Origin of the sequence: Vibrio hepatarius, from assembly GCF_011806575.1 — a bacterium.
Lineage (GTDB): Bacteria > Pseudomonadota > Gammaproteobacteria > Enterobacterales > Vibrionaceae > Vibrio > Vibrio hepatarius_A.
Genome location: NZ_JAATOO010000001.1, coordinates 15,070 through 39,518, shown reverse-complemented (window position 1 = coordinate 39,518; position 24,449 = coordinate 15,070). Strand labels below are relative to the sequence as shown.

25 protein-coding genes and 2 tRNA genes are annotated in these 24,449 nt (G+C 43.7%); 16 read left to right on the top strand and 11 right to left on the bottom strand.

Translation table 11 applies throughout. The features are described 5' to 3' along the window. Nucleotides 1-209: 209 nt before the first annotated feature. On the top strand, nucleotides 210-2,093 hold the full coding sequence (locus HCZ42_RS00210; protein ID WP_167418785.1) for a methyl-accepting chemotaxis protein: 1,884 nt from the start codon (nucleotides 210-212) through the stop codon (nucleotides 2,091-2,093). A gap of 212 nt (nucleotides 2,094-2,305) precedes the next feature. Here the strand turns inward: HCZ42_RS00210 and HCZ42_RS00205 are convergent, their stop codons facing one another. Beyond that, complete coding sequence (locus tag HCZ42_RS00205; RefSeq protein ID WP_167418784.1) at nucleotides 2,306-2,527, bottom strand: VF530 family DNA-binding protein; 222 nt, start codon at nucleotides 2,525-2,527, stop codon at nucleotides 2,306-2,308. Between the two features lie 273 nt (nucleotides 2,528-2,800). Here HCZ42_RS00205 and HCZ42_RS00200 point away from each other — a divergent pair, with 273 nt between their 5' ends. Further along, the gene (locus tag HCZ42_RS00200) at nucleotides 2,801-3,271 is read left to right on the top strand and encodes an EF-hand domain-containing protein (protein WP_254868854.1); all 471 of its coding nucleotides are present in this window, start codon (nucleotides 2,801-2,803) and stop codon (nucleotides 3,269-3,271) included. Between the two features lie 48 nt (nucleotides 3,272-3,319). On the opposite strand, the gene HCZ42_RS00195 is transcribed toward HCZ42_RS00200, so the two are convergent. From HCZ42_RS00195 to HCZ42_RS00185, 3 genes are all read right to left on the bottom strand, one after another. Then, complete coding sequence (locus HCZ42_RS00195) at nucleotides 3,320-4,423, bottom strand: phosphoribosylaminoimidazolesuccinocarboxamide synthase (protein ID WP_167418783.1); 1,104 nt, start codon at nucleotides 4,421-4,423, stop codon at nucleotides 3,320-3,322. Between the two features lie 213 nt (nucleotides 4,424-4,636). Then, nucleotides 4,637-5,032 (bottom strand): SulA-like leucine-rich domain-containing protein, encoded by a 396-nt coding sequence (locus HCZ42_RS00190; RefSeq protein ID WP_167418782.1) that lies wholly within the window; start codon nucleotides 5,030-5,032, stop codon nucleotides 4,637-4,639. A gap of 308 nt (nucleotides 5,033-5,340) precedes the next feature. Further along, nucleotides 5,341-6,045 carry a glycerophosphodiester phosphodiesterase family protein gene (locus HCZ42_RS00185; RefSeq protein ID WP_167418781.1) on the bottom strand — a complete coding sequence of 235 codons (705 nt, stop codon included), beginning with the start codon at nucleotides 6,043-6,045 and terminating at the stop codon, nucleotides 5,341-5,343. A gap of 142 nt (nucleotides 6,046-6,187) precedes the next feature. Between HCZ42_RS00185 and HCZ42_RS00180 the strand changes: the two genes are divergently transcribed. From HCZ42_RS00180 to HCZ42_RS00140, 9 genes are all read left to right on the top strand, one after another. Then, nucleotides 6,188-7,060 carry a DMT family transporter gene (locus HCZ42_RS00180; protein WP_167418780.1) on the top strand — a complete coding sequence of 291 codons (873 nt, stop codon included), beginning with the start codon at nucleotides 6,188-6,190 and terminating at the stop codon, nucleotides 7,058-7,060. Between the two features lie 60 nt (nucleotides 7,061-7,120). Beyond that, a complete protein-coding gene (locus HCZ42_RS00175) occupies nucleotides 7,121-8,074 on the top strand; it encodes a lactate/malate family dehydrogenase (protein WP_167418779.1) in 954 nt (317 codons plus the stop codon). A gap of 100 nt (nucleotides 8,075-8,174) precedes the next feature. Then, entirely contained in the window at nucleotides 8,175-8,951 is a 777-nt protein-coding gene (locus tag HCZ42_RS00170; RefSeq protein ID WP_167418778.1) for an MBL fold metallo-hydrolase, read from the top strand. A 278-nt stretch (nucleotides 8,952-9,229) separates the two neighbouring features. Beyond that, nucleotides 9,230-9,988: a DUF3450 domain-containing protein gene (locus tag HCZ42_RS00165; RefSeq protein ID WP_167418777.1), complete on the top strand. Its 759-nt coding sequence runs from the start codon at nucleotides 9,230-9,232 to the stop codon at nucleotides 9,986-9,988. 9 nt (nucleotides 9,989-9,997) lie between these two features. Continuing rightward, nucleotides 9,998-11,332, top strand: a complete 1,335-nt coding sequence (locus HCZ42_RS00160) for a MotA/TolQ/ExbB proton channel family protein (protein ID WP_439848976.1) — start codon at nucleotides 9,998-10,000, stop codon at nucleotides 11,330-11,332. Nucleotides 11,333-11,334: 2 nt separating this feature from the next. Continuing rightward, nucleotides 11,335-11,892, top strand: coding sequence for a MotA/TolQ/ExbB proton channel family protein (locus HCZ42_RS00155; RefSeq protein ID WP_167418775.1), 558 nt, complete (start codon nucleotides 11,335-11,337; stop codon nucleotides 11,890-11,892). Next, entirely contained in the window at nucleotides 11,889-12,293 is a 405-nt protein-coding gene (locus HCZ42_RS00150) for an ExbD/TolR family protein (protein WP_167418774.1), read from the top strand. The genes HCZ42_RS00155 and HCZ42_RS00150 overlap by 4 nt, the downstream gene beginning before the upstream one ends. Further along, nucleotides 12,293-12,919 (top strand): energy transducer TonB, encoded by a 627-nt coding sequence (locus HCZ42_RS00145; protein ID WP_167418773.1) that lies wholly within the window; start codon nucleotides 12,293-12,295, stop codon nucleotides 12,917-12,919. The genes HCZ42_RS00150 and HCZ42_RS00145 overlap by 1 nt, the downstream gene beginning before the upstream one ends. Beyond that, nucleotides 12,916-14,091, top strand: coding sequence for a tetratricopeptide repeat protein (locus HCZ42_RS00140; protein WP_167418772.1), 1,176 nt, complete (start codon nucleotides 12,916-12,918; stop codon nucleotides 14,089-14,091). The genes HCZ42_RS00145 and HCZ42_RS00140 overlap by 4 nt, the downstream gene beginning before the upstream one ends. Before the next feature lie 35 nt (nucleotides 14,092-14,126). Here the strand turns inward: HCZ42_RS00140 and HCZ42_RS00135 are convergent, their stop codons facing one another. Continuing rightward, nucleotides 14,127-14,351 carry a hypothetical protein gene (locus HCZ42_RS00135; protein WP_167418771.1) on the bottom strand — a complete coding sequence of 75 codons (225 nt, stop codon included), beginning with the start codon at nucleotides 14,349-14,351 and terminating at the stop codon, nucleotides 14,127-14,129. Nucleotides 14,352-14,687: 336 nt separating this feature from the next. Here HCZ42_RS00135 and HCZ42_RS00130 point away from each other — a divergent pair, with 336 nt between their 5' ends. From HCZ42_RS00130 to HCZ42_RS00120, 3 genes are all read left to right on the top strand, one after another. Then, the gene (locus tag HCZ42_RS00130) at nucleotides 14,688-16,307 is read left to right on the top strand and encodes an ATP-binding protein (protein ID WP_167418770.1); all 1,620 of its coding nucleotides are present in this window, start codon (nucleotides 14,688-14,690) and stop codon (nucleotides 16,305-16,307) included. Beyond that, a complete protein-coding gene (locus HCZ42_RS00125) occupies nucleotides 16,304-16,996 on the top strand; it encodes a response regulator (RefSeq protein WP_167418769.1) in 693 nt (230 codons plus the stop codon). Before HCZ42_RS00130 ends, HCZ42_RS00125 begins: the two co-directional genes overlap by 4 nt. Before the next feature lie 120 nt (nucleotides 16,997-17,116). After that, nucleotides 17,117-17,779, top strand: a complete 663-nt coding sequence (locus HCZ42_RS00120) for a DUF2726 domain-containing protein (RefSeq protein WP_167418768.1) — start codon at nucleotides 17,117-17,119, stop codon at nucleotides 17,777-17,779. 79 nt (nucleotides 17,780-17,858) lie between these two features. Here the strand turns inward: HCZ42_RS00120 and HCZ42_RS00115 are convergent, their stop codons facing one another. Both HCZ42_RS00115 and HCZ42_RS00110 read right to left on the bottom strand, forming a co-directional pair. Next, the gene (locus HCZ42_RS00115; RefSeq protein WP_167418767.1) at nucleotides 17,859-18,890 is read right to left on the bottom strand and encodes a GGDEF domain-containing protein; all 1,032 of its coding nucleotides are present in this window, start codon (nucleotides 18,888-18,890) and stop codon (nucleotides 17,859-17,861) included. A gap of 336 nt (nucleotides 18,891-19,226) precedes the next feature. Then, nucleotides 19,227-20,774, bottom strand: a complete 1,548-nt coding sequence (locus HCZ42_RS00110) for a methyl-accepting chemotaxis protein (RefSeq protein ID WP_167418766.1) — start codon at nucleotides 20,772-20,774, stop codon at nucleotides 19,227-19,229. Nucleotides 20,775-21,092: 318 nt separating this feature from the next. Here HCZ42_RS00110 and HCZ42_RS00105 point away from each other — a divergent pair, with 318 nt between their 5' ends. Continuing rightward, the gene (locus tag HCZ42_RS00105) at nucleotides 21,093-21,575 is read left to right on the top strand and encodes a LabA-like NYN domain-containing protein (protein ID WP_167419021.1); all 483 of its coding nucleotides are present in this window, start codon (nucleotides 21,093-21,095) and stop codon (nucleotides 21,573-21,575) included. On the opposite strand, the gene HCZ42_RS00100 is transcribed toward HCZ42_RS00105, so the two are convergent. The 3 genes from HCZ42_RS00100 to HCZ42_RS00090 all read right to left on the bottom strand — a co-directional run bounded on the left by HCZ42_RS00100 (nucleotide 21,561) and on the right by HCZ42_RS00090 (nucleotide 22,134). Next, a complete protein-coding gene (locus tag HCZ42_RS00100) occupies nucleotides 21,561-21,740 on the bottom strand; it encodes a DUF2986 domain-containing protein (protein ID WP_167418765.1) in 180 nt (59 codons plus the stop codon). The genes HCZ42_RS00105 and HCZ42_RS00100 overlap by 15 nt on opposite strands. Before the next feature lie 205 nt (nucleotides 21,741-21,945). After that, nucleotides 21,946-22,022: transfer RNA gene (locus HCZ42_RS00095), tRNA-Val, on the bottom strand. Between the two features lie 35 nt (nucleotides 22,023-22,057). Continuing rightward, a tRNA-Val gene (locus HCZ42_RS00090) sits at nucleotides 22,058-22,134 on the bottom strand. A gap of 340 nt (nucleotides 22,135-22,474) precedes the next feature. On the opposite strand from HCZ42_RS00090, the gene HCZ42_RS00085 reads away from it, so the two are divergent. Next, complete coding sequence (locus tag HCZ42_RS00085; RefSeq protein WP_167418764.1) at nucleotides 22,475-23,320, top strand: DNA ligase; 846 nt, start codon at nucleotides 22,475-22,477, stop codon at nucleotides 23,318-23,320. A 105-nt stretch (nucleotides 23,321-23,425) separates the two neighbouring features. Here HCZ42_RS00085 and HCZ42_RS00080 read toward each other — a convergent pair whose 3' ends face one another. After that, nucleotides 23,426-24,424, bottom strand: a complete 999-nt coding sequence (locus tag HCZ42_RS00080) for a DUF3080 domain-containing protein (RefSeq protein WP_175579340.1) — start codon at nucleotides 24,422-24,424, stop codon at nucleotides 23,426-23,428. Between the last annotated feature and the right edge of the window lie 25 nt (nucleotides 24,425-24,449).

Sequence of the window (24,449 nt, the reverse complement as noted above, 5' to 3'; positions counted from 1 at the left end):
ATTATGCCTGGCTTTTTTGTGTTTAGCCCATATTACTGTTTAATGTTCAACCCCTTGTCATTACTGGCGTTGTGGCGACTTTTTAATCACTTATACCGTGTCTGCGTGCCTTGATTCCTAATCTGTCAGTAATTTCTGAAAATAGCGTGCATAAGCAACTTCTTATCTATAGACTCCCCACTGTCTGTTCTACAACCAACAACATAGAAATGAAATTATCACTCAAGCATAAATTAATCGGTGCCAGCTTATTAGCCGTTGTGCTAATGGCGAGTGCACTAACTTGGCTATCTGCGGATCAGCTACTGACTCAAACACGCAATGGTGTTCAAGCTCGCGTTTCTAGCTTGGCAACGGCGGCATCGGAAGGGATCTCTGATTGGATTTCTATCCGTAAAGATATCGCGTCTGCATTTAACGACTACAGTGAAGAAGCCGATGTTGTTCCTTACTTACAGCAAGCTCGCGTAGCGGGTGGTTTTGACGATATCTTCTTAGGTACACCTTACGGTGGTATGTACCGTTCGCATCCTGAGCGAAATCGTGCGGATTACGATCCTCGTACTCGCCCGTGGTACAAAGATGCAAATAATGCAGGTAAACAAATCATCACGACGGCTTACCAAGATGCTATCACCAATGCACTATTGGTAACCATCGCAGAACCTGTTCGTCGTAACGGTCAGTTTATCGGTGTAGTGGGTGCCGATGTACTTATCGACCAGCTAATCAACGATGTTATCAATCTAGATGCGGGTAAAAACGCGTACGCTATGCTGATTGATACTCAAAATGGCACTTTCCTAGCGCATCCGAATAAAGACCTGTTACTTAAACCAGTAACGACTTTGTCTAACAAGCTAACGATGAACAACATCGCGAAGGCAGCAGACAACGGTTCGGTAGAGCAAATCGAACGTGCTGGTGAGCAGAAGCTTTATTACTTCCAAGAAGTACCGGGTACACAGTGGATTTTTGCGATTGAAATGGATCGTAAGACCGAACTAGCCGCGCATACCGAATTGCTACGTGACCTGATCATCACTGCAATCGTGATTACTTTGATCGTAGTAGCGATGGTGTCATGGTTAGTAAGCTTCTTATTCCGCGACCTTGGCCGAGTGTCTGCGGCGCTAGAAGAAATCGCATCAGGTGAAGGTGATTTGACTCAGCGCCTAGAGCCGCGTAGCGACGATGAAGTAGGGCAACTGGCAAACAACTTCAATACCTTTGTTGGCAACATGCACGCGATGGTGTCTAAGTTAGGTATGGTTTCGGCATCACTTTCTGAGCAAGCGAAACAAACTGCGCAACACGCGGAAGAACGCAGTTCGCGTATCCGTCAACAGCAAGACGAAATCAACATGGTGGCTACTGCGATTAATGAAATGGCGGCGGCAACACAAGAAATCGCTGGTAACGCAGACCATACCGCACAAAATTCATCAGAAGCAGTATCGTCGTGTGTTTATGGTGGCCAGCAAGTGGTGCAAACTCAGAGCTCGATCCAGAACCTAGCGCAAGAAGTGCAAGTAGCAACGGGTGTTATTCAAGAGCTTGAAGCGCACGGTAACAGCATCAATACGATTCTTTCGACTATTCAAGGTATCGCAGAGCAAACCAACCTGTTAGCGCTGAATGCAGCAATTGAAGCCGCACGTGCTGGCGAACAAGGTCGTGGTTTTGCGGTGGTAGCGGATGAAGTTCGAGTGCTAAGTCAAAGAACACACGCATCTACGCAAGAAATCCAGCAAATGATCGAAACGCTTCAAGGTACGACTGCGAAAGCGGTAGGTATTATGGGTGATAGTCGTCAACTGGCTGAAACCAGTGTGGCTGATGCCGATTCTGCGGCGGTAAGTTTGACACAAATCCAGACTGCGGTTGAACGTATCAGTGATATGGCAACTCAGATTGCCTCGGCTGCTGAAGAGCAAGCTTCTGTTACTTCTGAGATTACCCGCAACACGGTTGGTATTCGTGATGTATCGAATGATTTAGCCGATGAAGCACACGAAGCAGCAGCGCAAGCCGCGCAGCTTTCAGAGCTGTCTTACGAGCTTGAACAAGAGATCCAACGCTTTAAGCTTTAACGGAACCTTATTGCAAACGCCCGGCTTTATGCTGGGCGTTTTTGTATTTATTTGGCAGGCCGCTTTCGAAAACGTTGGTTGCCGAAGTTCGTCCAACTGAAACGATAGTCTTTGTACTCAGATCCTTATCAAATAAACACATAAGCTAAACTTTGAACTAAAACCGCCAAGCGTAGGAAGTCCCTCTTAAACGCCTTGCTATGCGATTTTTCTTATTGGCAGAAAGTCTTAATATATAGCGCTTCGACCTTGTCTCTTGCCCATTGAGTTTTACGCAAAAACTTTAATGATGATTTGATAGAAGGGTTACTGTAGAAACAGTTGATTTGAATTTCTGCATCTAAGCCTTCCCAACCATAGTGTTCTTGTAAACGCACAAGGATCTTTTCTAAGGTTAAACCGTGTAGTGGGTTGTTGGGTTGTTCTTGGCTCATTTCTGGCGGTTCCTACAGTATCTCAATTTAAACGCTGAGTTTACCAGAATGCAGCTGAACATTTTCAGATTTTCGCCAATCGAAAACCTATGTAGAACGAACGTTTTTATTTAGAGAGTAGAGAAAGGTTCAAGTTTTGTGTTCTTCACATTGAGAGAAGCCTTTTATTTGGCACGACTCAATTTGGGTGTTTTTCAGTGACAATTTATCGAATTAACGACCATGGTCTAAACTTAGGAAGCAGTGTGCGCAATAGAAACCTAGGAGGCTACTTTGCAAAAGCTAACAAGTTTAATGCTGGTCGGTTTATTGGTGTCGCTACCACTTAGTGCCAGCGAAGAAGAATCTGACGGTATGATGATGAACCATGGTTCAAAATCGCCACCTTCAATGGACATGATGGATAGCAATGGTGATGGCGAGGTTACTCAAGAAGAGTTTGATGCCTACCGTGACAACATGATGATGGGTGAAGTTGAAGAGGAAGAAGAAAGCGAAATGCACCACGACAAGATGAGTGCGTTTGCCTCGTTTGATAAGAATAAAGATGGAGTCGTGACCGAAGATGAACTGGCGGCTCACGCCAAGTATTCTAACCCTGGTAATGGTACTGGCACCCTGTTAGACGACAAGCAGAAAAACAGCAACATGAGTGACCGAAGCAACAAAAGTGACAAAGGAAATAAAGGTGGCAACCGGGATAACGGAAATTCAGGTGGAAACAAAGGTGGTAAAGATAAGTAGCCTTACTCGATAGCAAAAAAACGCCCTTAAATAAGGGCGTTTTTTGTGTTAGTCAACCAAGCCGTATTGTGAGCTAAGAATATCGATAATTTCTTTCTTAGGGTTATCACTTAGGTTAATTGGTTGTCCTGTAATCTTCTCTGCAATTCCAGTATAGGTTTTAGAGATATCCATCAATGCTTCAAGCGGCAGTTCGTTTTCACGTGCTAATGCTTCGCGCTCTGGCATACGGTCTTTGTTCAACAGGATATCTGGGTCAGGGAAGTGGTTCAGCAAAAACTGACGGAAACCCTCTTTCGAGTTTTCAACGATATTACCTAATTGATATTGCTGCTTATCCCAGATACGTGATGAATCTGGTGTACCAACTTCATCCATGTAGATAAGCTTTTCATTACCAGCCGCGTCTGTCACGTAACCAAATTCGAATTTAGTATCGACAAAGATCTGCTCGACAGCATCCAGTGCATTGCTGATCACACCGAAGCCTTCTCGCAACAGTTTTTCGTACTGTGCGATGTCTTCTGCTTTAGAAAAGTTAAAAGCAGCAAAGTTATCTTCGATATTTTTACGAGTAATATTCACATCGTCGGCTTCAGGCACGCCAGGGATACCTTTTAGAATGCCTTTGGTTGAAGGGGTCATTAGCAGATTCGGTAGTGCTTTGTCTTTTTGCAAACCTTCTGGAAGCTCAATACCACAGAATTCACGCTCGCCTTTTTCATAAGCACGCCACATTGAACCAGTAATATATTGGCGACAAATTGCCTCAATCATAATTGGCTTCGCTTTTTGTACGATCCAAACCAATGGGTGAGGGATGTCTAATATATGACTGTCAGCTAGACCATTTTCTTTAAACAGCTTAAACCAATGGTTAGAGATGGCGTTTAGCGCAGCGCCTTTACCAGGAACACCTTTCAGGCCGCCTTCACCGTGCCAAATACAGTCAAACGCTGAAATACGGTCACTGATTACCATGATAGCTAAAGGAGCATCAGGTGCGACGTCGTAACCTTTCTCTTGAATTAGGCGTTTACTGTCTTCTTCAGTTAACCAATAAACAGAGCGCACTTTACCGCTGTGAACGGGTTTATCAGTGCGAATGGGTAGATCGTCATTAACGGCAAGAACTTGATCAGCGAGACTCATTTAGACATTCCTATCTTTGTCAAAAATGGGTGAAAGCCCCTAATTAGGCCATCGATTTGCTGAGCATGATACCAGAACTATTTTACGCTGCCAGAGAAAAAGCAAACGTTTGCTTAATTTTTTGGCATGTTAGGTTAAGTGAAGAATATTGAGAGGAAAAAGAAAAGGCCTCTCAAGTAAAGAGGCCTAAAGACAGTGTTATCGTCGAGCTTATTAATGGAACTGGTTTGCTCTGCCCTCGACGAAAAATACTTCACATTGATGTTGACGAGCCAAGCTGCGAAGTAACACCTGATCGATGCTGGTAATATTGTTTGATGCTACAACAGCGCTCGCATTACCAGACTTGATGGCTTTAATCACTATCTCAAGCTCAGATTGAGTTTGAGACGCTTTCATTTGGATGATTTTTTGACAACTCACTTTGTATGAAGAGAACTGGGAAAAGTCAGGGCGTGGACACTCTGCAGTAAATAAGATCCATTGATCTTGATTAGATAGACCAGCTAAACGAGCAAGTGTTGTATCTTCAATGTTCATTGGTTGCGTTGGTTGTGCGAGAACGTTGAATCTTGATACTGAACGAGATTGTGCTTGAAACTGAATCATAATACTGTCCTTTCATACATGCTGTATGTCTATACAGTAGTTTGTTTATCCCCTCTGATCAAGAACTTTTTGTGTGAAATTTAGTCGCTTTAAATCGTTTTTTAGTTCAATGTGATTTTAAGCTGTTGATTGTTTTATATAAATTTCTTTGTGGGTGATTTAGGGATTAAAGATGAATGTATGAGAAATTGTGAGCGACAACACAAGTAGATATACAGTCTTATACAGTGGTTTACTGTTTGGAGAGGAAAGTGACTTTAAACTGACAGCGTTATGAAGAACTGTCAGTGATTTAAAAACCGTGATATTTAAAGCTGAAAACGGGCAGGGAAGTCGCTAAATATAGCATCGAGATTGGAAAGGTGTTTTAGTCGTCTTGGGTTATTTACTGTGTAACACCAAACTTGATAACCTTCGGCTTGAAGCGTCGCGACGTGCTTTTTGTTTGTCCAAAGATGATTTAAGTTGCAGCTGAATGCATCAACTTCACTTAGCAATTTTTTCACTTTTCCTGTAAGTCGCTCTGAGAGCACTCCGAGTCGATAATCAGGCATTAGCTGATGTAGATGGCGAATGACATCGGCACTGAAGCTCGAGAGCAGAATACTATCTTTGCTTACCTCGGCTTTATCCAATGTTTGTTTGACCAACTCACAGACGGCTAGGGCATTATGGCGGTCAATTTTTACTTCCAGATTGAGTTTTAGGTTGTTCTCTTGCGCGAGCTTCAACAATTCTTCCAGTGTCATAATGGATTCACCAGCAAAACTCGCGTCAAACCAACGGCCGAAATCGAGTTCTCTTAGTTGCTTGAGTGTTAACTCGTCGATACGACCAGTACCATTACTGCAGCGCTCGACGGTATGATCGTGACACACAACCAAGACATTATCGAGCGTCGGTTGAATATCGACTTCAACCCACTCCAAGCCAAGCTCAATGGCGGCCAAAATACTTGCTCTGCTGTTTTCAGGAAAATGGCCAGCAACGCCGCGGTGACCTACAACAATCATTACAGTATATCTCTATAAAAATGACTCGTTTAGATTACTCTGAAAGCAGCCAAACAGACAGATAATTCTTGGCGTTCATTGGCTAAATCTGACACTATCGATCACTGACAAATTACAAAAATAAAATTAAGAGAACGAAATTGTGAACGCTGAACGTAAAGCTGCATGGATACTCGTTGCAACGACGGGGATAGCAGGGCTGGGGTGGATTTTTTCCAAAGAGACGATTCAAGGTTTGCCGCCTTTTGGTTTCGTTGGATTGCGATTCCTTGTTGCTTCGGTTTTCTTGCTACCGCTGTGTTTTAGACATCTCAAGGGCTTAACACTCAGTTTACTGGCGCAAGCGGTAGGTGCTGGCGCTATTTTAGCGGCGGCTTTGCTGACTTGGATTCATGCAATTTCAATCAGTGAGACATTGGGTGAAGGGGCGTTCATCGTTAGCTTGTCGATGATCATCGTGCCGATTGTTGCGTGGTTATTGTTTAAAGAAAGACCAAAAAGAGCGTTCTGGTTCGCCATGCCGATTGCGGTATCCGGATTAGCCATGTTGTCACTCACAGACGGCTGGAATAGCTCCATTGGTCAGATTTGGTTCCTGGTTAACGCGTGTTTGCTTGCTTTACACTTTAACGTGAATAGTAAGCTTGCACACAAGATGCCGATCTTACTACTTACCTGCATTCAACTTTTTGCGACAGGGATAATCGCCTTAATAGCATCGCTTATGTTTGAGACATTTCCAGAGAGCGTTGAATCTTCCATTTGGGGCTGGTTTGCCGCCAGTGCTTTGCTGGCCACCAGCTTACGTTATGTGATGCAAACCCTTGGGCAAAAAGGGAGTAATCCAGCGAATGCAGCGTTGATCATGTTACTAGAACCAATCTGGACAGTGGTATTGAGCATTACTTGGTACGGAGAGCAGCTATCGACGAATAAGTTAATTGGTTGCGGCTTAATCCTGCTCGCGCTGATTTTCTATCGCACCGATGGACGCATATTTAAAATGAGATACTAAAATTAAGTTATATAAGTCAAAGTAAAATCTCAACTTCAGTGCGCTGATAGGGATATCGGAATGAAAATCGGAGTGGTTGGGGCTGGGGCCGTTGGGGTTGGTATTTGCAACTACCTACTGATGCTTGGCAGCATTAGTGAGCTCGTGCTTTTGGATAAATACCTAGAACGAGCAGAAGGAGAGGTGTTTGATTTTAGACACACCGCGGCACTGACTTTTTCCAAAAACACCCACATTGTTCCGACAGACGACTACCTGACATTAATTGGCTCAGATATCGTAGTAATAACCGCCGGAGCACAACTTCAGCAAGGACAAACCCGAATTGACCTAGCGGAAACCAATAGCAAAATCGGTGTGCAGATAGCAAAAGAAATAGAGCGTGTTGCACCGCTTGCGACATTAATCGTAGTCACCAACCCTTGTGACATTGTCACGCACTTCATTGTTAAGAACACCAAATTCCCAAACAACCGTGTCATAAGCAGCGGCTGTGTCATCGACACCGCGCGTTTGATGACCATCGTCGCCAATCGCGTCAATATCGATCCTAAGAACATCTTTGGTTATGTACTGGGTGAGCACGGAAGCAACTGTTTTACGCCAAAGAGCCTCATTTCTATCGCAGGACAACCAGCGGACTACTATTGTGATACTCATAATCTGGGGCTAATTTGCTCAAGCGAGTTGTTGGAATCTGTAAAGAAAGCGGGTTATGAGATCTTTAAGCGTAAACGTAATACCACCCATGGAATAGCGGCGAGTGTGTTTCGCATAATTCAGGCAATCATGATCAATGAACGCTCGGTATTACCGGTAGGAACTCTGCTCAATGGTCAATACGGACTAAAGGATGTGGTACTAAGTTTACCGACTGTAGTTGGCAGAAACGGAGCCGAATCAATTTTGAACCATCCGTTTACTGAAGAAGAGGTTAACACTTTGATGCTCATAGCGAAAAACGTGCGCACGATTACCGAACAAGTGGCAACAAAGACTGGATTAAGTGTGTAAGAGCGTGCATCAGCGTCACATCTTAGAGTTATTACTCTGTTGTTTTTTGAGCTTATTGCTAAATTTATAAATGTAAATGATTTGTTAATATGGCGAGAAAATGAAAATCCATAAGATCGATGGTTACATACAGAAAATGTATCTTGCAGAATATCCAGACAAACTTCTTTTGTTGGACGGCGCGAGCAGGGCGGACATACCATATTTAAAGCATTTTATTACGCATACGTTGAATCGACCTTTTAACTCATTGACGGCCGTCGTGGTAACCCACATGCATCCGGACCACGCAGGTGCGGCTCACAAACTGAGAGAGCAGACTGGCTGTACCATTATCTCGGCCAACAAAAGTACGCACTGGTATGGTGGCTTGCATGGTGTATTGATGCACATCACCGATATTGCTTTGGCAAAATGGGTAGCGAGCCGAATGAAAAAGCCACAGCGATTACTTTGGTATTCTCGAAAATTGCTTCCTGACATCAAACTTAACGACGGTGATACCATTCCAATATTTGAAGACTGGCAAGTATTGGACGTACCCGGGCATACCGACAGAGACTTAGCGCTCTATCATGCCGAACAAGATGTGCTTTATGTTGCCGACCTGATTGTTAAGGTCAAAAACAAGCTGATTTCGCCTTTCCCTGTGTTCTATCCAAATCAATATCGCTCCTCAATCGAGAGGGTTTTCAATATGCGCCCGAAAACCTTACTCATCGCACATGGTGGAGAAGTAACGCTAGATGAGTCAGCATATCAATACCTTGTCCAAACTGCGCCACGAACACCATCGACGCATTGGCGTGCGACTAAGATAAAAATCAAGAGCTTACTTGGTGCAATCTGGGCGTTTGGTTTCGCAACCAGTAAGTAACTCTCCACCTTAAACAACATCGCTACTCAACGTTGATAAGTCATTAATTTACATTCAATAAAGCACTTCGGACTTATCAACGTTATTGCTTGCGTTCGATATTTGCTTGGGAACAAAACGGTGTTTATCGCTTCCACATAATTAAGTTTATTTCTATCAATAACTTAATGGTAAAATCTCTCCCGCCATCAGAAAGTTGAACTTTGCCTTAATCTCATTACTATGTGATGCTTAGCTATTCAGTGTTTTCTCTGATTTGACCAACCTAAAAGAAGCCCATGAACTTTCTAAAAACATCCGCGGTAATTTGCTCCTTCGCAGTGAGCGCAAGCGTGACTGCATCTGGTATCGAACAGGCGTTAAATGTTCAAAAAGCGACAAATAGTGCTGCAATAGAAAGCCAAGAAAGAATCGATCAGAGTGACGAGCGTATACAACGACTTAAAGCTGAAATAAAACAGCTTGAGGCGGAAGTGGAAAACCTCGATGTTTATCAAAAACATTTGACCAAACTGGTGGCCAATCAAGAACAAGAAACTCAAAGCTTGAATCAACAGCTAAGTGATATTCAACAAACTAGACAAGATCTTGTGCCATTGATGTATAAGATGCTGGATGGGCTTAAACAGACACTTACAAACGACATCCCTCTGCAACATACCCAAAGGCAGCAGCGCATTGAGAAGCTTGAACAATTAATGGTTCGCGCGGATGTCAGTGATGCAGAAAAGTACCGGATGATACTCGACGCTTACCAAATCGAAGTAGCGTACGGCAGTAAACTTGGCGTGTACCGCGATACGATCTCTGCCGGTGGATTTACCCGAGAGGCAGAACTTTTGCATTTAGGGCGCGTCGTGTTAGTGGCGCGCAGTATTGATGAGCGTCTCTATTGGAGCTGGGATAAAAACCGTGCGAGCTGGCAAGAGGTTCCGTCATCTTCCTTTCATGAAATTGCTAAAGCATTCGACGTAGCAAAACAGCGTTTGAGCCCTGAAATGCTTACACTGCCTGTTTCGATTGCGGAGGTGAAGTAAATGAGAGCCCTGCATATCGCGACGTTGTTTGCTTCAATTTGTCTCGCTCTGCCAGTCTCAGCAGACATTGTCACCAAGGCACAAACCGAGCAAACCGAACTCAAGAGCCATAATGCTGAGCGTGAACGTCGATTCCAACAGCTGGAGCAACAACTGCTCGAACAAAAGCGCCAGTTGATTGCTGAAAAACAGTCGCTCAAAGCCAAAAACGATCAACTTAGCCAATCTTTTACTCAAAACGAGCAACAGCTTGCGGAATTAGAAAACACACTACGTTTAGAGTCGGGAAGTTTAGGCGAAGTGTTTTCCGTGGCACGTCAAAACGCTAAGTCGTTAACAGAACAGCTGGAATCGAGCATCTCTGGCGCGGGCGCACAAGCCAGTCTGCAATCATTAACGCCCATTGTTGAACAGCAACAAGTTCCCAATACTCAACAGCTAACGGCACTGTGGCGAGCGCTCGAAAATGAAGTGACACTGAGCGGCTCAAACACTATTCAGCAGCTTAACTATGTCGATGGCGAAGGCAAGATTAGCCAGCAACCGCTACTGCGTTTAGGTTCTATTGCTTTGATTGGCAGTGAAGGTTATGCAATGTGGAATAGCGACAGTCATCAGGCTTCAACCTACATTAAACAACCCGCGAATGTTCCAACACTCGACCAGTTCACTACGTCAACCAATGTTGAGCCGGTCGAAATTGAGCTCGATCCTACCCGTGGTAACGTACTTGAGCAGTACGCAAGCCAACCGAGTTTAGCCAATCGTATTGAGGCAGGTGGGCTTGTTGGCGGAGTGATTATTTTCTTGCTGGTGGTTGGCCTTCTAATCGCGCTGGTTAGAGGCATAACGGTATTGAGTGTTTCAAGAAGCATTCGTGCTCAATTAAAAACACCGGAAACGCCCAAGGATAATCCATTAGGCCGCGTGTTAGCAGTTTATAGCGATAGCAAAGCGCACACTGTTGAAGCGTTAGAATTGCGGCTTCTGGAAGTTATCCTGGACGAACAAGCTAAGCTAGAACAAGGCCTTTCGATGTTAAAGCTATTGGCGGCACTTGCGCCAATGCTCGGCTTACTAGGTACAGTCACAGGTATGATTGAAACCTTTCAAGTGATCACCTTATTTGGTACCGGTGATGCGAAAGTGATGGCTGGCGGGATATCCACCGCGCTGGTGACCACAGTGATGGGGTTGGTCGCGGCGATGCCATTGCTGCTGGCGCACAATCTTTTATCGACGCAGGCTGAAAACCTGCGCAATATTTTAGAGAAGCAAGGTATTGCGCTAGTGGCAGAACTTGCCGAGAAAAATACCTCAAAGCCAGTCTCCGAGAGTGTTTAAACATGACTGAGCTGAGCCATATATTGCAAACACTACTGAGCCACTTTGAAGGAGTGCGCAACTTTGCCCAATTTATGCAGCAAGGCGGCATAGTGCTTTGGTGCTTGTTTGCGGTTGTGGTGTTGTTTTGGCTGCTTGTTGTAGAGCGCATGATTTATCTGTTTGTTCACTACCCTAAGCATAAATCTGAGTGGTTAGCACAATGGGCGAGGCGAAGTGATCATCATTCATGGCACTCGCGTTCGATTCGCGATGGATGGCTTGCCCAAGCTCGAATCAATTTGTTCCAGCACACCAACACAATAAAGTTACTGGTGTCACTCTGCCCAATGTTAGGGTTGTTAGGAACAGTCACGGGAATGATAGCGGTATTTGACGTGATGGCGTTACAAGGTAACAGTGAACCTAAGCAAATGGCGGCGGGCATTGCTATGGCGACTTTACCAACGATGGCTGGCATGGTTGCAGCCTTGGTTGGCATGTTTGTCCATGCAAGATTAGTTAAGTTGTGTCGTAATTACTCATACTCGCTAGAACAACAGTTGAGGAGTCAGCAATGAGGCTAGGGCGACGTTCGCACAGACAAGAAGAAGCTCAGGTTGATCTAACGCCGATGCTCGATATTGTCTTTATCATGCTGATCTTCTTTATCGTCACCAGCACTTTTGTACGCGAATCCGGGATTGAAGTCGATAAACCGCAAGCGACCAACATCGTTAGCCAAAAAGAGGTTGGAATCTTTATTGCAGTTACCGCAGACAATGATGTCTACATAGACAAAAAAATGGTGGATATCGAGCGAGTGCAAGCAGTGCTTGAAGCTATGTTGCTTGATAAGCCTGAAAACTCACTCGTCATTCAGGCCGATGAACGAGCGTTTAGTGGCACGGTTATACAAGTGATGGACGCAGCAAAAGGCGCGGGAATCGAAAAGATCGCGATTGCCGCGGAGAAGTCGTAATGCTCCGATTTGTGCTCGCTCTGCCTATCGCAGGGTGTTTAGCGATAGTGTTGTTTAGTCTTATGGCTTGGCTCGTTAACACTCCGCAACAAACTCAGCAGTACAGTATGGAGGTGACCAAAGTAAGCTATCTGGTTTCTGAGCAAGAGAATGAAGCGCGAACTCGTTCACGTATTTTACCTCCAGAGCCCAAAGTGACACCAACTCAAGCGCCACAAACCTTTGTTGATTCGCCGCAACCTCTTTCTATCCCATCAATGGATGTGTCTATTGATACGGGATCTCTAGGTCTTAATATCAATATTGGTACTGTTGATGTTCTGGCTCCTCAAATTGCACAGGTAAGTAGCAGTCAGCAGGCTATGCCTTTGTATCGTGTTGACCCCAATTATCCAGCAAAAGCGCGTAAACGCCGTGCAGAGGGATTTGTGATCATAAAGTTTAATATTGACCCACAGGGGAAACCGATCGACTTGGAAGTCATTGATGCAAACCCTAAGCGCTTGTTTGAACAAGAGGCGCTAAAGGCGCTTAAGCAATGGAGATACCAACCTAAACTTGAGTTTGGCAAAGCGGTGGTTCAGCATGGACAGACGGTGAAGCTGGAGTTTCGACAACCGAAATGAATAAATACGCAATCACGCTAATAGTCGTTTTGTTGTTTGGATCAGCCAATGCAGCCGATCTAAGCCGCTACACCGCGTCTAAACTGCAACAAGCGCAAAAGTACGAATCCTCCGGTGATTTGCAGAGTGCGATAAACGTGTTACGAAGTGTCGAGATTCCGCGGGAATACGATGCTGCCTATGTGCACCAAAGTTTAGGTGTATATTACTGGAAAGCTGGCGAACTGGCACAATCTATTCAGCACTTAACACTGACCGTTAATTACGACGTATTGAGCGACCAACAACAGCGAAGTACGCGCCAAATGCTCGCTAGTCTTTTATTCAACCAGCAGCAATACCAAGAGGCGCTCGAACAGTACTACGTGTTGGTGCGAGCAAAAGCAACCAAGAGTTCAACAGCCCAATTGTGGCTGAATATTGCCAAGGCGCACTATCAATTAAAACAATGGAACGAAGTGATCACCGCATCCCCTTCTTCATTGGATGCGGGCTCTGCTAAACCAATTGACCCGCTTTCGATGAAGTTGGCAGCGTTAGTGGAAAAGAAGGAATGGCAGCGAGCCAGCCGCGTACTGAAACGACTCTTGGTTCTTGAGCCGAACAACGACATTTGGTGGCGACAATTAGTTAATATCGAGCTACGTGCTGGTAACACCAAACAAGCGTTAGATGCGTTGACACTGGCAGACAAACAAATTGAATTAACCGTACAAGAGCGGCGCCTTTTAGCTTCACTATACGCGCATAACGGCGCTCCTGAGCGTGCAGCCGCAGCACTTGAACAAATCGAGTACGCAGACCCTGAACTTGAGTTAATCATAGAGCAAGCAAAGTACTGGCAGACCGCCAAAGAGTTGGAAACCGCCGAGCAGTTATGGCGCAAAGCAGCACGTATAGATGGTCAATACTATTGGCAGTACGTGTTGGTATTAACTTATCAAGACAAGTGGCAACAAGCGTTGCAGTTTATCGATAAGGTGCGAAATCCAACGACAGAAACTGCATTGTTGAAGGTCCAAATATTGTATTCGTTGGATAAGGTGGAGCAGGCACTAAGCGTTGCCAAAGCAACAATGGAGAATAGGCCGGACGTCCAATTAGAAAACTGGATAGCCTTTCTTGAAAAGGTGAAGCTTGCACGTGAATCTTCACCAGTAAAAATAAAATGAGGGATCTAAATCCCTCTATGACGACTAAATCAGCGTTACTTCTGGACTAAGCAAGCGAACTCAGCACGCCAGAATAGCGCTTTTTTCGATTCCATATTATCTAACACTTCGCGACCAGAGAGCTGCGGAAAAGCATGCATAACCTCAAGATCTTCGTTTCGTTGTGATTTAGCGTAAGCCCTTACGTGAGTAAACGTTCCAGATAAGTTACTCGACAGCATAGATTTAGAAAGGCAGATGCCTAAAGTATCCTTTTGCATTTTGTTCATTTCCTCCCTCTATTCCTTTAGAGGCGGTCATTCGTAGTATTTTTATTTAACCGCTAAGCCAAAGACATTATACATTTTCACCATTGCTCAATAATTATACGATATGGACGCAGCATTAGCCCGAGAAATAACCGATCAAATGTATGATCAAAATCAATGTTTATGTCTATTCTAAAAATCGCCTTTCTACTCCGTTAGTTGCACAACTCATGTTACAAAAAAGTCAAAATAGGAGAATTATAAGTACACTTCATTCACAATTCGTTACTCGCAAGCTCGTTGCCCATTCATAAGAGTGATAGCCTATAGTGCTAACAAGGAGAAAGTATGAAATGGAGTAGTATCAGTTTTCGCAAAAGAATGCTGATTATCATGACTTTATCCGGACTGATAGAGTTGCTATTGCTTGCGACAGCCGGTTTTATTTATATCAAACACGCTCAAGAAGAAGAGATGGGGCATAAAGCGCTTGGCGTTGCTTCGTTTCTTGCTAAGTCACCGTACGTCATTGAAATGATTCAAACTGGCGTGACTCCGGAATATCAAAACCGTTATCGTAGCCTCACTGAGTTGATAGGGGCGGCGTTTATCGTAATTGGCGATAAAGAAGGGATCCGTTTAGTTCACCCAGTTGATGAGCGAATTGGTTTGCCGATGAAAGGTGGCGACAACAAGCGCGCGTTGGTTGACGGACAAGCTTATATCTCAACAGCAAAAGGTTCGCTAGGTTACTCTGTACGGGGTAAGGCAGCTGTATTTGATTCTCAAGGTAATATCATTGGTGTTGTTTCCGTCGGTTATCTTATCGACAGACTGCAAGACCGAATTGAGCCGTTCCTTTACTTTCTTATTGTAATGGCACTGATAGTGGTTGCTGCGAACGCGGTGGTGTCGAGTTACGCGTCGAGACGATTCCAGAAAGCGATATTAGGTTTTGAACCTGAAGAGATCGGTCGACTTTATGTTGAACTAGACGTAACCATGGAAACCCTAAAAGAGGGCATTCTGAGTATTGATGGTGATGGACGACTACGTTCAATAAACAAGAGCGCGTGTCAGATCCTTGGGTTAAATAAAGCTGAGTGCCTAAATCGACCACTCAGTGAAGTTTTGCCTGAAAGCGATTTACACGTCGTTTTACAAACGGCACGTACAGACCACGACATAAACTTGTATTTAAGCCAGCAACGTCTTATCGCCAACCGCAGCCCAATTATTGTTGATGACAAAGTCGTTGGTGCCGTTTCCAGTTTCCGCTTACGCGATGATCTTACTGAACTCACCGAACAGTTGGCGAAAACCAAAGAATATGCGGATATGCTACGGTCACAAACCCACGAGCACCGCAATAAACTTAATACCATCAGCGGTATGGTACAGATGGGTGAGTTAGACGCCGTACAAAATCTAATTGGACAAGAAACCGCGCACTATCAGTCATTGATAGAATTCTTACGTGAAACCATCAAAGAGCCTTTGATAGCTGGTATGTTACTTGGCAAAACCGAGAGAGCACGAGAGTTAGGACTTGAGCTGGTGGTTGAAGAGGGCTCGCGTCTTGAACCGTTACCAGACAGGATTAATGCTGAAGATTTGGTGACGATTCTCGGTAACTTAATTGACAACGCATTCGATGCAACCCGCGAAGCGATTGCAAAAGACGCACTTATTTCGCCTGCGCGGCGCAAGATAGAAGTCTCTATCGGTGATTTTGGAAACGAAGTGATCCTTGAAGTGATTGACCAAGGTTGCGGGTTACCTGAAAACATGAGCGTAACTGCACTGGTGAAACGTGGTGTTTCAAGCAAAGATAATCAAACACGCGGCGTCGGGTTGTATTTAGTGAGTGAATTAGCGTTGCGCTATCAAGGCGAATTAGAAATGGCGAATAACAAGGAGTATGGAGCCAGAATGACAGTCTATCTACCTAAGGAAGATCTGGTATGACGATAAATACCAAGGTGATGATTATCGAAGACGATATCGCCATCGCACAATTGCACCAAAAATACCTAGAACAAATCGAAGGTTATGAGGTAATTGGCATCGCTACCAGTCGTATGGAAGCAAATATTCAATTAGATATTCTAAATCCAGAATTGTTGTTGTTGGATGTCCATCTGCCGGATGGTTCCGGGTTGGAAATTTTACAAGAGTTGAGGTCTAGAAACTTAAGCTGTGACGTCATTCTGATTACCGCAGCGAGAGATGTGGACACGCTACAACAGGCAATGCGTGGTGGCGTTGTGGATTATCTTTTGAAACCAGTGATGTTTCCAAGACTAGAAGCCGCATTGAAAAAGTATGTGGCGCAGAAGCATCAGTTTACTCATGCCAACGATCTGGACCAGACAATCGTTGATCGTATGTTTCGCTCTTCCTCGTCACAGGAATCGACGGTCAATCGTCTACCGAAAGGAATCGACGGTGTGACTTTAGAAAAGATCAAAGCGTTGTTTAGCCAACCAGAAAGTTTAACTGCTGATGAAGCTGGTGAGAAAATCGGCGCTAGTCGCACCACAGCGCGCCGTTACCTAGAGTATTTGATTAGCACAGGTGAGTTAGAAGCCGATTTGAACTATGGCACTGTAGGACGACCAGAGCGTAGCTATAAAAAGGCAGCCAGTAAAAACTGATGTCACATTTATTCTTCAAAGCTGATGGAAAACTTCTGCGAGCGGAAAAATAATAACGACTTTCTCATTTAAGTGTATAAAATTAAACAGTTATAGTTTCTAAACCATGGTGAATGCCTGATGGAAAGTGTTTTTATCGTTGTTGTTGTGCTGGTTGTGTTCTTTTTTGTTGTACAGAAACGTTTCCTCAAACAAGAAGAACTTAAAGACAGCGAATATAAAAAGAGGGGAGCCTTGCTAAACATGCAAGAGTCGGCTTTTTATAATGCCTTGGTAACAGCAGTTGGAGAACACGGCGTTGTCCTAACGAAAGTCAGTATGTCAAATGTGGTTGCGCCAGTCGCAACAAATAAAAAGCACTGGTTCATTGCCAACAACCGTATTGCAAAAAGCTATTTTGATTATGTGGTGTGCGATCCAAGAACGTTAGAGCCAAGAGTTGCGATTGAATTTGATAATGGTAAGCAACTCGATAAGGGGAAGATTGAGCGTCATAAGCTGCTTATGCATGTGTGTAAATCGGCAGGCATCCCTTTAATTGGTACGACGATTAAACATAGCTATCAGGTTGGCCGTCTGCGTCGATTGTTGGCCGCTCATATTGACCTTATCGAGCCTGATAAAGAAATTCGTTTCTGTAAACGTTGCGGCAGTCCGATGGTGATAAAAACCGCCAGTTCAGGAGAACACAAGGGCCGAAGGTTCTTTACCTGTAGCCGACAACCACATTGTACGTATACCGAAAACTATAATGTCGTATTTGAAGAAAACTCTCCGGAATAGCACATTTTATTACTCTGAAACAAAAAGCCCAGTTGTAGAAACTGGGCTTTTTGTTTGATTTTATTTATTCAATGGCTAACTAAGTCGGATTTACAGCGGTTTGATTACAAACCATGATTTGATTACGGCCATTTTTCTTCGCCTTATACAACTCTTTATCCGCTTTTCTCAATACACTTTCCAGATCTTTGTAATGGTCACATTGATAAACGCCAATACTTGTTGTCAGTGATATTGGGGTCGTGCTGTCATTAAAACTAAACTTCTCGATAGCACTTCGTATTTGCTCTGCTTTACGCGTAGCTTGCGCCACATTGGCGTTGTGAAGCGCAATACAAAATTCTTCGCCGCCAATTCTATATACAAGGTGTTCATCGCTCAGCGCGTCAATTAACGCAGCGGTTTGAATCAATACTTTGTCGCCAATATCGTGTCCATGGTCATCGTTGACTTGTTTAAAGTAATCCAAATCAAGAATCAGTAATGAAAGGGGTAATTTTACGCTTTCATTTCGGTAGCGTTCAAAGTTATGAATTAGTGCGTGGCGGTTATATACGCCTGTTAACGCATCGCGAGAAGCCAACTGCCCAAGTGAAGCTTCTGATGTCTTACGCTTCACTTCTAGGATGTGAGAGGCAAGCCAAACCGACAGATAAGCGAGAATGAAATTAAGATTGAATACAAAATCATTCAGAACATAGGCGTCAGTAGTCTTTTGCATGAACAGACTTATTTGGCTTAGAAAGCCTACAGCCGTTGCTAAGAAACCATTTCTTCTACCCAAAATGAGGTAGAAAAGAACCGGATACAAAAAGCTCCACATAAAGATACCGTTTTCAATTGATTGAATCGAAGACGATAAATAAATGATCCCAACGACGGCATATGAATAGCTATTGGATAGAGCTAAAGAGACTTGGTTCTTATAACCTCGAAAAGCGACATACAGAGAAAGTGTGGAAAAAGAAAGTTCAAAGAAGGCCAGTACGTAGTAAGAGGTCGCGATATTAATAGCAGCGGCAATTAGACACATGATGGCTAGTAACATACTCATCCAGAATAAAACCGCGCCTCGAATCTGTCGAGAAGGATTAAAAATGTCTAGCTCCATGCTATTCGCCTATTTGTTCTGAACGCCAAACTGCACCATCAACCAATATTATTCTATTCATGGTCGGAATCAAGAAACAAATTGAATCAATCTCTCATTTTGAGAGGGTTACTTGATTGCATTTTACTCAAAGAAGGTGATTTTTCTAAACTAGAAATAGTTTTGTATTTTAAAAGGGAGTTTGCGTTAGGTTTATATTGGTGCAAGGTAGGTATTCAATGATCAGTGGAATTATATTAGTTTCCGTCATCTCTAAAGTTTCTACCTTTATTAACTTAGCTATAAATAGCTCAATCTACTCTCCCTCTACGCAAGAGGGAGAATAATCATGTAAAGCTAGGACTGAAATTGTTTCATCAATCTTTCAAGTCCTTCTAGCTGCTGAACGAGTTCCGTCGTCCTGTCTAAAGAAGTTTTTGAGGCTAGGGAAGTATCATCAGCAAGCGTTTTAATATTTGACACGTTCTGATTGACTTCCTGGGTGACCGTCGCTTGTTGCTCAACGGCAGTTGTAATTTGCACACTACTGTCGGCGACACGGTTGAGGATTTCAGAGATCACTGCCAGTACTTCACCTGTTTCATGCGCGCGTACTTTGCAGTTATCTGACAGTGACATGCCTTTATCCATTGCAACGACGGCATTTTGAGAAGTCTCTTTAAACTGCTTGATCATCGTATGGATTTCATTCGCGGAATTTGCTGTCTTTGACGCCAGATCGCGGACTTCATCTGCCACGACCGCAAAACCTCGCCCCGCATCTCCAGCTCGCGCAGCTTCGATAGCCGCATTCAATGCCAACAAGTTAGTTTGTTCAGAGATCGCTGTGATGACCTCTAAAATACTATCGATCTTCTGGCTGTCTTGAGACAACTGGTTCACGATGCTCTGTGCTTGGCCTAACTCTTCGGCTAAATCGTCAACTTCTGAAATGGTAGAGTTGATGCTCTCCATTCCTTTAACCGCTTGAGTATCAGCGTCGCTCGCTAGATTTGAAGCTACCGACGAAGCGGAAGCTACTTCAGAAATAGAGTGGGTGAGCTCTTCGACTGCAGCAGCCACTTGTTCCGTCTCTTGGCACTGTTTATTCAGGCTTTGTTCTATTCCCACGCTATTGTTGAGTTCTCGCTCTGCCGCCGAATGAATGGCACTAGCGGTATCTGTTGCTCGCGCTGCGACGGCTCTCAGTTCAGATTTGCGTTTCATCAGAGCAAGCTCTATTTGAGAAAAGTCATCGAATTTGCCTGTGTAAATTTGCTCCATAAGTGGATTTACGTATGCTTCTTCAGCACTAGATTTCAACGTTTCGAATCGCTTGTTCTGTAGAATGGAAAAAACAGTAGAGGTGAGAGACAGCAATAAAAGTGCAAAAATCAGGTAATTGGGGGAGGTGAGTGAGGCAGTAGTCGCCAATGTGGTAAGCAAAACACCAAACACAATAGACAACTTATGAAAGGGGACTCGCATCGAGTTAATACGCTGATTACTGCGCATTTTGCGATACATGCTCTCCGCACGTTTGATTTGTTCTTGAGTGGCTTGAGAACGTATCGATTGAAACTCAATGATTCCGCCTGATTCATTTTTGATCGGTGTAACGAAAGCACTTACCCAGTAATGCTCGCCGCTATTCTTACATTGGTTTTTGACTAAGCCCATCCAGCTTTGGCCTTGCTTTAAATACTCCCAAAGCTGCTTAAATGCTTGTTTTGGCATGTCAGCATGGCGGACCATGTTATGAGGGTTACCCAGTAATTCTTCTCGACTGTACCCGGCGATATCACAAAAATCGTCATTAGCGTATGTGATATAGCTTTTTGGGTCTGTGGTAGAAATTAAGTTGGCGCTCGCAGAATAATCTTTATGAGTTTGGTTCTTTGTCATTGTTATTGTTCTCGCTCTAATGGCAATGCAATCAGTGGCTTAATAAAAGGTCTACTCCCTTATTACTGTTAATGTCATAAATTTATCGTATCTATCAGACTAATGTCTGACAAACGATTGCGATTAAATTATTAACATTATCAATAAAATACTACTTTGGTAGTAGATAGCCTAAAGCGACGTTGAGAATAATTACATGACAATTACATTACATCATGATTTTTCTTCATTTTTGTTATTTGGTTACCGATAACTGATTGTTACCCCTGTTGAAGCTCGAAACTGTTACAATAGAAGCTTTTAAGAAGTATAGACATGATGGAAAAGATTGCGATTTTCGTGGATGTGCAAAACATCTACTACACAACCCGAGACAAGTACGGAGCCAACTTCGACTACAACCACTTTTGGTATGTAGCGACAGAAGGATGTGAGGTGCTAAACGCTCATGCGTATGCTATTGCTTCCACCGACCCTAAACAGCGCCAGTTTCATCATATCTTGCGCGGAATTGGTTTTGATGTGAAGTTAAAGCCATATATTCAGAGACAAGATGGCAGCGCGAAAGGGGATTGGGATGTGGGAATCGCACTTGATGTTTATGAAGCTGCGCCAATGGTCGATCGAATCGTTTTATTATCCGGCGATGGCGACTTTGAGGTCCTAGTGACTCGAATCCAACAAAAGTTTGGTACTAAAGTGGATGTATTCGGTGTGCCAGGTCTTACCGCACAAGCATTGAGAGACGTGTGCGATAAGTTTATTCCAATCGAAGAGTCTTTGTTGCTAAAGCGATTCTAACGAAGTATTTGCTTCATTATTTTCTTGAGCAAGTTGCTCTTGCTCTTCCATTTTGGCTCTATCCGCTTTTGAGATGTAGCGAGGCTTATTACTCTTATGTAGCTTCGCGTTCATCTTCTTTTGCTTCGACTTCAAAATCTGATTGATTTTCTTTTTACGATTCATGGTTTGTAACGTCTAACTGAATGTTTGAGCGCGGATGTTACCAGAGTTGAGTGAAACTCGCATTGCTTCTTACACATTTAATCAATTACAAACTGAGATGTGCATTTGTGAACCAGTCTAGAGGACTAGATAATTTAGACGTTCGCAGAAACAACAAAGCCCGCTGATTAGCGGGCTTTGCGTTTTGTTCATAGTGAACTAAATTTGGTGGGTCCGGGCGAACTCGAATCGCCGACCCCTACCATGTCAAGGTAGTACTCTAACCAACTGAGCTACGGACCCAAATTTATTGTTCTCTGCGAAAAGCATTTAAGGAATGGTGGGTCCGGGCGAACTCGAATCGCCGACCCCTACCATGTCAAGGTAGTACTCTAACCAACTGAGCTACGGACCCATACCTTGAGAACGAGATGGATATTACCGAGAGTTATTTAGTCGTGCAAGAGCAATTTTGCGGATTTTAACGCGTTTGCTTTATATCTAAGCGAATTGGCGTAGTTTTATCCTCAATGAATTAATAAATGTGCTTCAAATCACACACTTGTTTATCGTTTCGGTGAGGGTATATCTGTTTAAGTAATCAGTGTGACAGCGTTCGCACACTCTATTACCTCAAAAATTACTAGCAGTATAACTAAGCGATATCACTCGAATTGCGTTATCGAACACGTTGCTCAGAACAAATGGCAGTGAACACAATGCCGGTATTGTGAATTGTTTGTTTTTGGTATGTTATGCGTTTAAATCAGATCTCGATTGCCATTTCTGCAATCTGCTTTCCTGTACTCTGTTACTCTCAACAACAAAGTACACCAATACCTGTCGTATTAGCGCAAAGCTACCAGGATAGCGTGGATGTTCTCGAGTACTGGGTAAGCGAGAAATTGGACGGTATACGCGCGATTTGGGACGGTTCAAAGCTATTAACGCGTAATGGAACACAGATTCACGCGCCCAACTGGTTTACCCGTTCTCTACCAAATTATCCGTTAGAAGGTGAGCTGTGGGCAGGGCGAGGGAATTTTCATCTGGTGCAACAGACCGTGCTCGACCAATCCCCGGTTGATTCGGCGTGGCGTAAGATTGATTACATGTTGTTTGATTTACCCGAATCTGCAGGTGACTATCAAAAGCGCTATTACAATTTGATGGATCTAGTTCGAGAGTTACACGAAGAACATATCAAGTACGTTAAGCATTCACCGATTCACTCTGATTCCGAACTCTTAGCTTATCTCGATCGTGCGGTAGACGACAAAGGTGAAGGCTTAATGCTGCGTAAGATCAGCAGTCGATATCAAGCGGGACGAAGCAGTGATTTATTAAAATTAAAGAAACACCAAGACGATGAAGCACAAGTCATTGGCTACAAAGTTGGTAAAGGAAAGTATCAAGGCTTGATGGGAGCGCTGCTGGTTAGGTTAGAATCAGGCGTTGAATTCTATATTGGCAGTGGCTTTAGCGATCAACTCCGACAAGAGCCACCGGAGTTGGGTTCCACCATTACTTTTCGATACAACGGGTTTACGCAAAATGGTGTACCTAAGTTCGCTCGTTTCTTGCGTGAACGACCTGAGTAACGATTTAACCTGAACACAACCTAAACCTCTTAGTGCAGCTCTTTTAGCGACTAACCTATCTAAAATCAGAGAGTTAAATCCTATCTTGTTCAAATTTCAGGTTATTTAATCGCGAGCAGGGTTTGCTCCACAGCGCTTAAATAGCGACTTCCAATAATCGACGTGCTGCAGAATGGCTTGGCGAAAGTCACTATGGTACTGATGAATCGAGTAGTGATAGCCAGAACCATTTGGAGCTAAGAAGCCCAAGGTGGGTTCGAGCTGCATAAAGCTGCTATCCAGTTTTGCTAGGTAAGGCTGAAGACCGTCAATGTAATAGTTTTGGAATACATTTTTCAGATACCGGAACTTAGTTGTATCCCTGGATTGTCCGCAGACGATTTGCGTGTCAAACGTCTCCAATTGTTTTGTAACGGTCCTGAGTTTGTGTGACGCGTTAAGCATAGAAAAGCTCATAACGCCAAGGAATCGCTCCTTTTCTATCACTTCCTGAAAAGGAGTGACTAGATTAAGACTTTTCGCTGATACTTTATTGTCTGCATCATGGTACGCCGCATTGATATGTTCTAACGCCTGTACTAATTGCGGACTTGGTGTCGTACGATTTTCTTCTAGCCATTCATAGCCGATCAGTTGAGCGCGCATCGCTTCGCTGGTAAAAACTAAGTTAGTAAAGTGAGCGCCAATTTGTTCTCGCTTGATGGAAAGCAATTCTGATAACTGTTCTTTTAAACCAACTGAGATAGAAGGGTGCGCTAAGCACTTCTCAATGCCTTCGATAACCTGTATTTGATAATCGAAATTACGAAATTGGTCCTGTACTTTTCCCAATACTGAGTTTCTTTCTGCAATTAGATTGAACAGATCACACTTTCTCAGTTCGTAGCTGTCGAGCAAGCCAATCGTTGTAGTGGGTATTGCGATCGCGAGTTGTCGCTTGTCTGGTACGATAATGTTGATGTTCGGTTCAAATTGAAACGCTTGTGAATCTTGGACATTAGCGATTCGCGTTAGGTAGGTATCAAATTTGTCATCGATAGGACTTTTAAACCAATTACAACCAGCAATTGCGAAGGTGATGAATAGAATCGTAATAATGCGCATGAAATAGTGATCAGTCGTGAACTCT

Coding starts and splice junctions, on each gene's coding strand:
- HCZ42_RS00100 (WP_167418765.1), bottom strand. CDS start 21,740: ATGAATCGTAAAAAGAAAATCAATCAGATTTTGAAGTCGAAGCAAAAG.
- HCZ42_RS00210 (WP_167418785.1), top strand. CDS start 210: ATGAAATTATCACTCAAGCATAAATTAATCGGTGCCAGCTTATTAGCC.
- HCZ42_RS00105 (WP_167419021.1), top strand. CDS start 21,093: ATGGAAAAGATTGCGATTTTCGTGGATGTGCAAAACATCTACTACACA.
- HCZ42_RS00145 (WP_167418773.1), top strand. CDS start 12,293: ATGCTCCGATTTGTGCTCGCTCTGCCTATCGCAGGGTGTTTAGCGATA.
- HCZ42_RS00205 (WP_167418784.1), bottom strand. CDS start 2,527: ATGAGCCAAGAACAACCCAACAACCCACTACACGGTTTAACCTTAGAA.
- HCZ42_RS00125 (WP_167418769.1), top strand. CDS start 16,304: ATGACGATAAATACCAAGGTGATGATTATCGAAGACGATATCGCCATC.
- HCZ42_RS00165 (WP_167418777.1), top strand. CDS start 9,230: ATGAACTTTCTAAAAACATCCGCGGTAATTTGCTCCTTCGCAGTGAGC.
- HCZ42_RS00175 (WP_167418779.1), top strand. CDS start 7,121: ATGAAAATCGGAGTGGTTGGGGCTGGGGCCGTTGGGGTTGGTATTTGC.
- HCZ42_RS00155 (WP_167418775.1), top strand. CDS start 11,335: ATGACTGAGCTGAGCCATATATTGCAAACACTACTGAGCCACTTTGAA.
- HCZ42_RS00130 (WP_167418770.1), top strand. CDS start 14,688: ATGAAATGGAGTAGTATCAGTTTTCGCAAAAGAATGCTGATTATCATG.
- HCZ42_RS00195 (WP_167418783.1), bottom strand. CDS start 4,423: ATGAGTCTCGCTGATCAAGTTCTTGCCGTTAATGACGATCTACCCATT.
- HCZ42_RS00120 (WP_167418768.1), top strand. CDS start 17,117: ATGGAAAGTGTTTTTATCGTTGTTGTTGTGCTGGTTGTGTTCTTTTTT.
- HCZ42_RS00135 (WP_167418771.1), bottom strand. CDS start 14,351: ATGCAAAAGGATACTTTAGGCATCTGCCTTTCTAAATCTATGCTGTCG.
- HCZ42_RS00185 (WP_167418781.1), bottom strand. CDS start 6,045: ATGATTGTTGTAGGTCACCGCGGCGTTGCTGGCCATTTTCCTGAAAAC.
- HCZ42_RS00140 (WP_167418772.1), top strand. CDS start 12,916: ATGAATAAATACGCAATCACGCTAATAGTCGTTTTGTTGTTTGGATCA.
- HCZ42_RS00115 (WP_167418767.1), bottom strand. CDS start 18,890: ATGGAGCTAGACATTTTTAATCCTTCTCGACAGATTCGAGGCGCGGTT.
- HCZ42_RS00085 (WP_167418764.1), top strand. CDS start 22,475: ATGCGTTTAAATCAGATCTCGATTGCCATTTCTGCAATCTGCTTTCCT.
- HCZ42_RS00110 (WP_167418766.1), bottom strand. CDS start 20,774: ATGACAAAGAACCAAACTCATAAAGATTATTCTGCGAGCGCCAACTTA.
- HCZ42_RS00150 (WP_167418774.1), top strand. CDS start 11,889: ATGAGGCTAGGGCGACGTTCGCACAGACAAGAAGAAGCTCAGGTTGAT.
- HCZ42_RS00080 (WP_175579340.1), bottom strand. CDS start 24,424: ATGCGCATTATTACGATTCTATTCATCACCTTCGCAATTGCTGGTTGT.
- HCZ42_RS00170 (WP_167418778.1), top strand. CDS start 8,175: ATGAAAATCCATAAGATCGATGGTTACATACAGAAAATGTATCTTGCA.
- HCZ42_RS00190 (WP_167418782.1), bottom strand. CDS start 5,032: ATGATTCAGTTTCAAGCACAATCTCGTTCAGTATCAAGATTCAACGTT.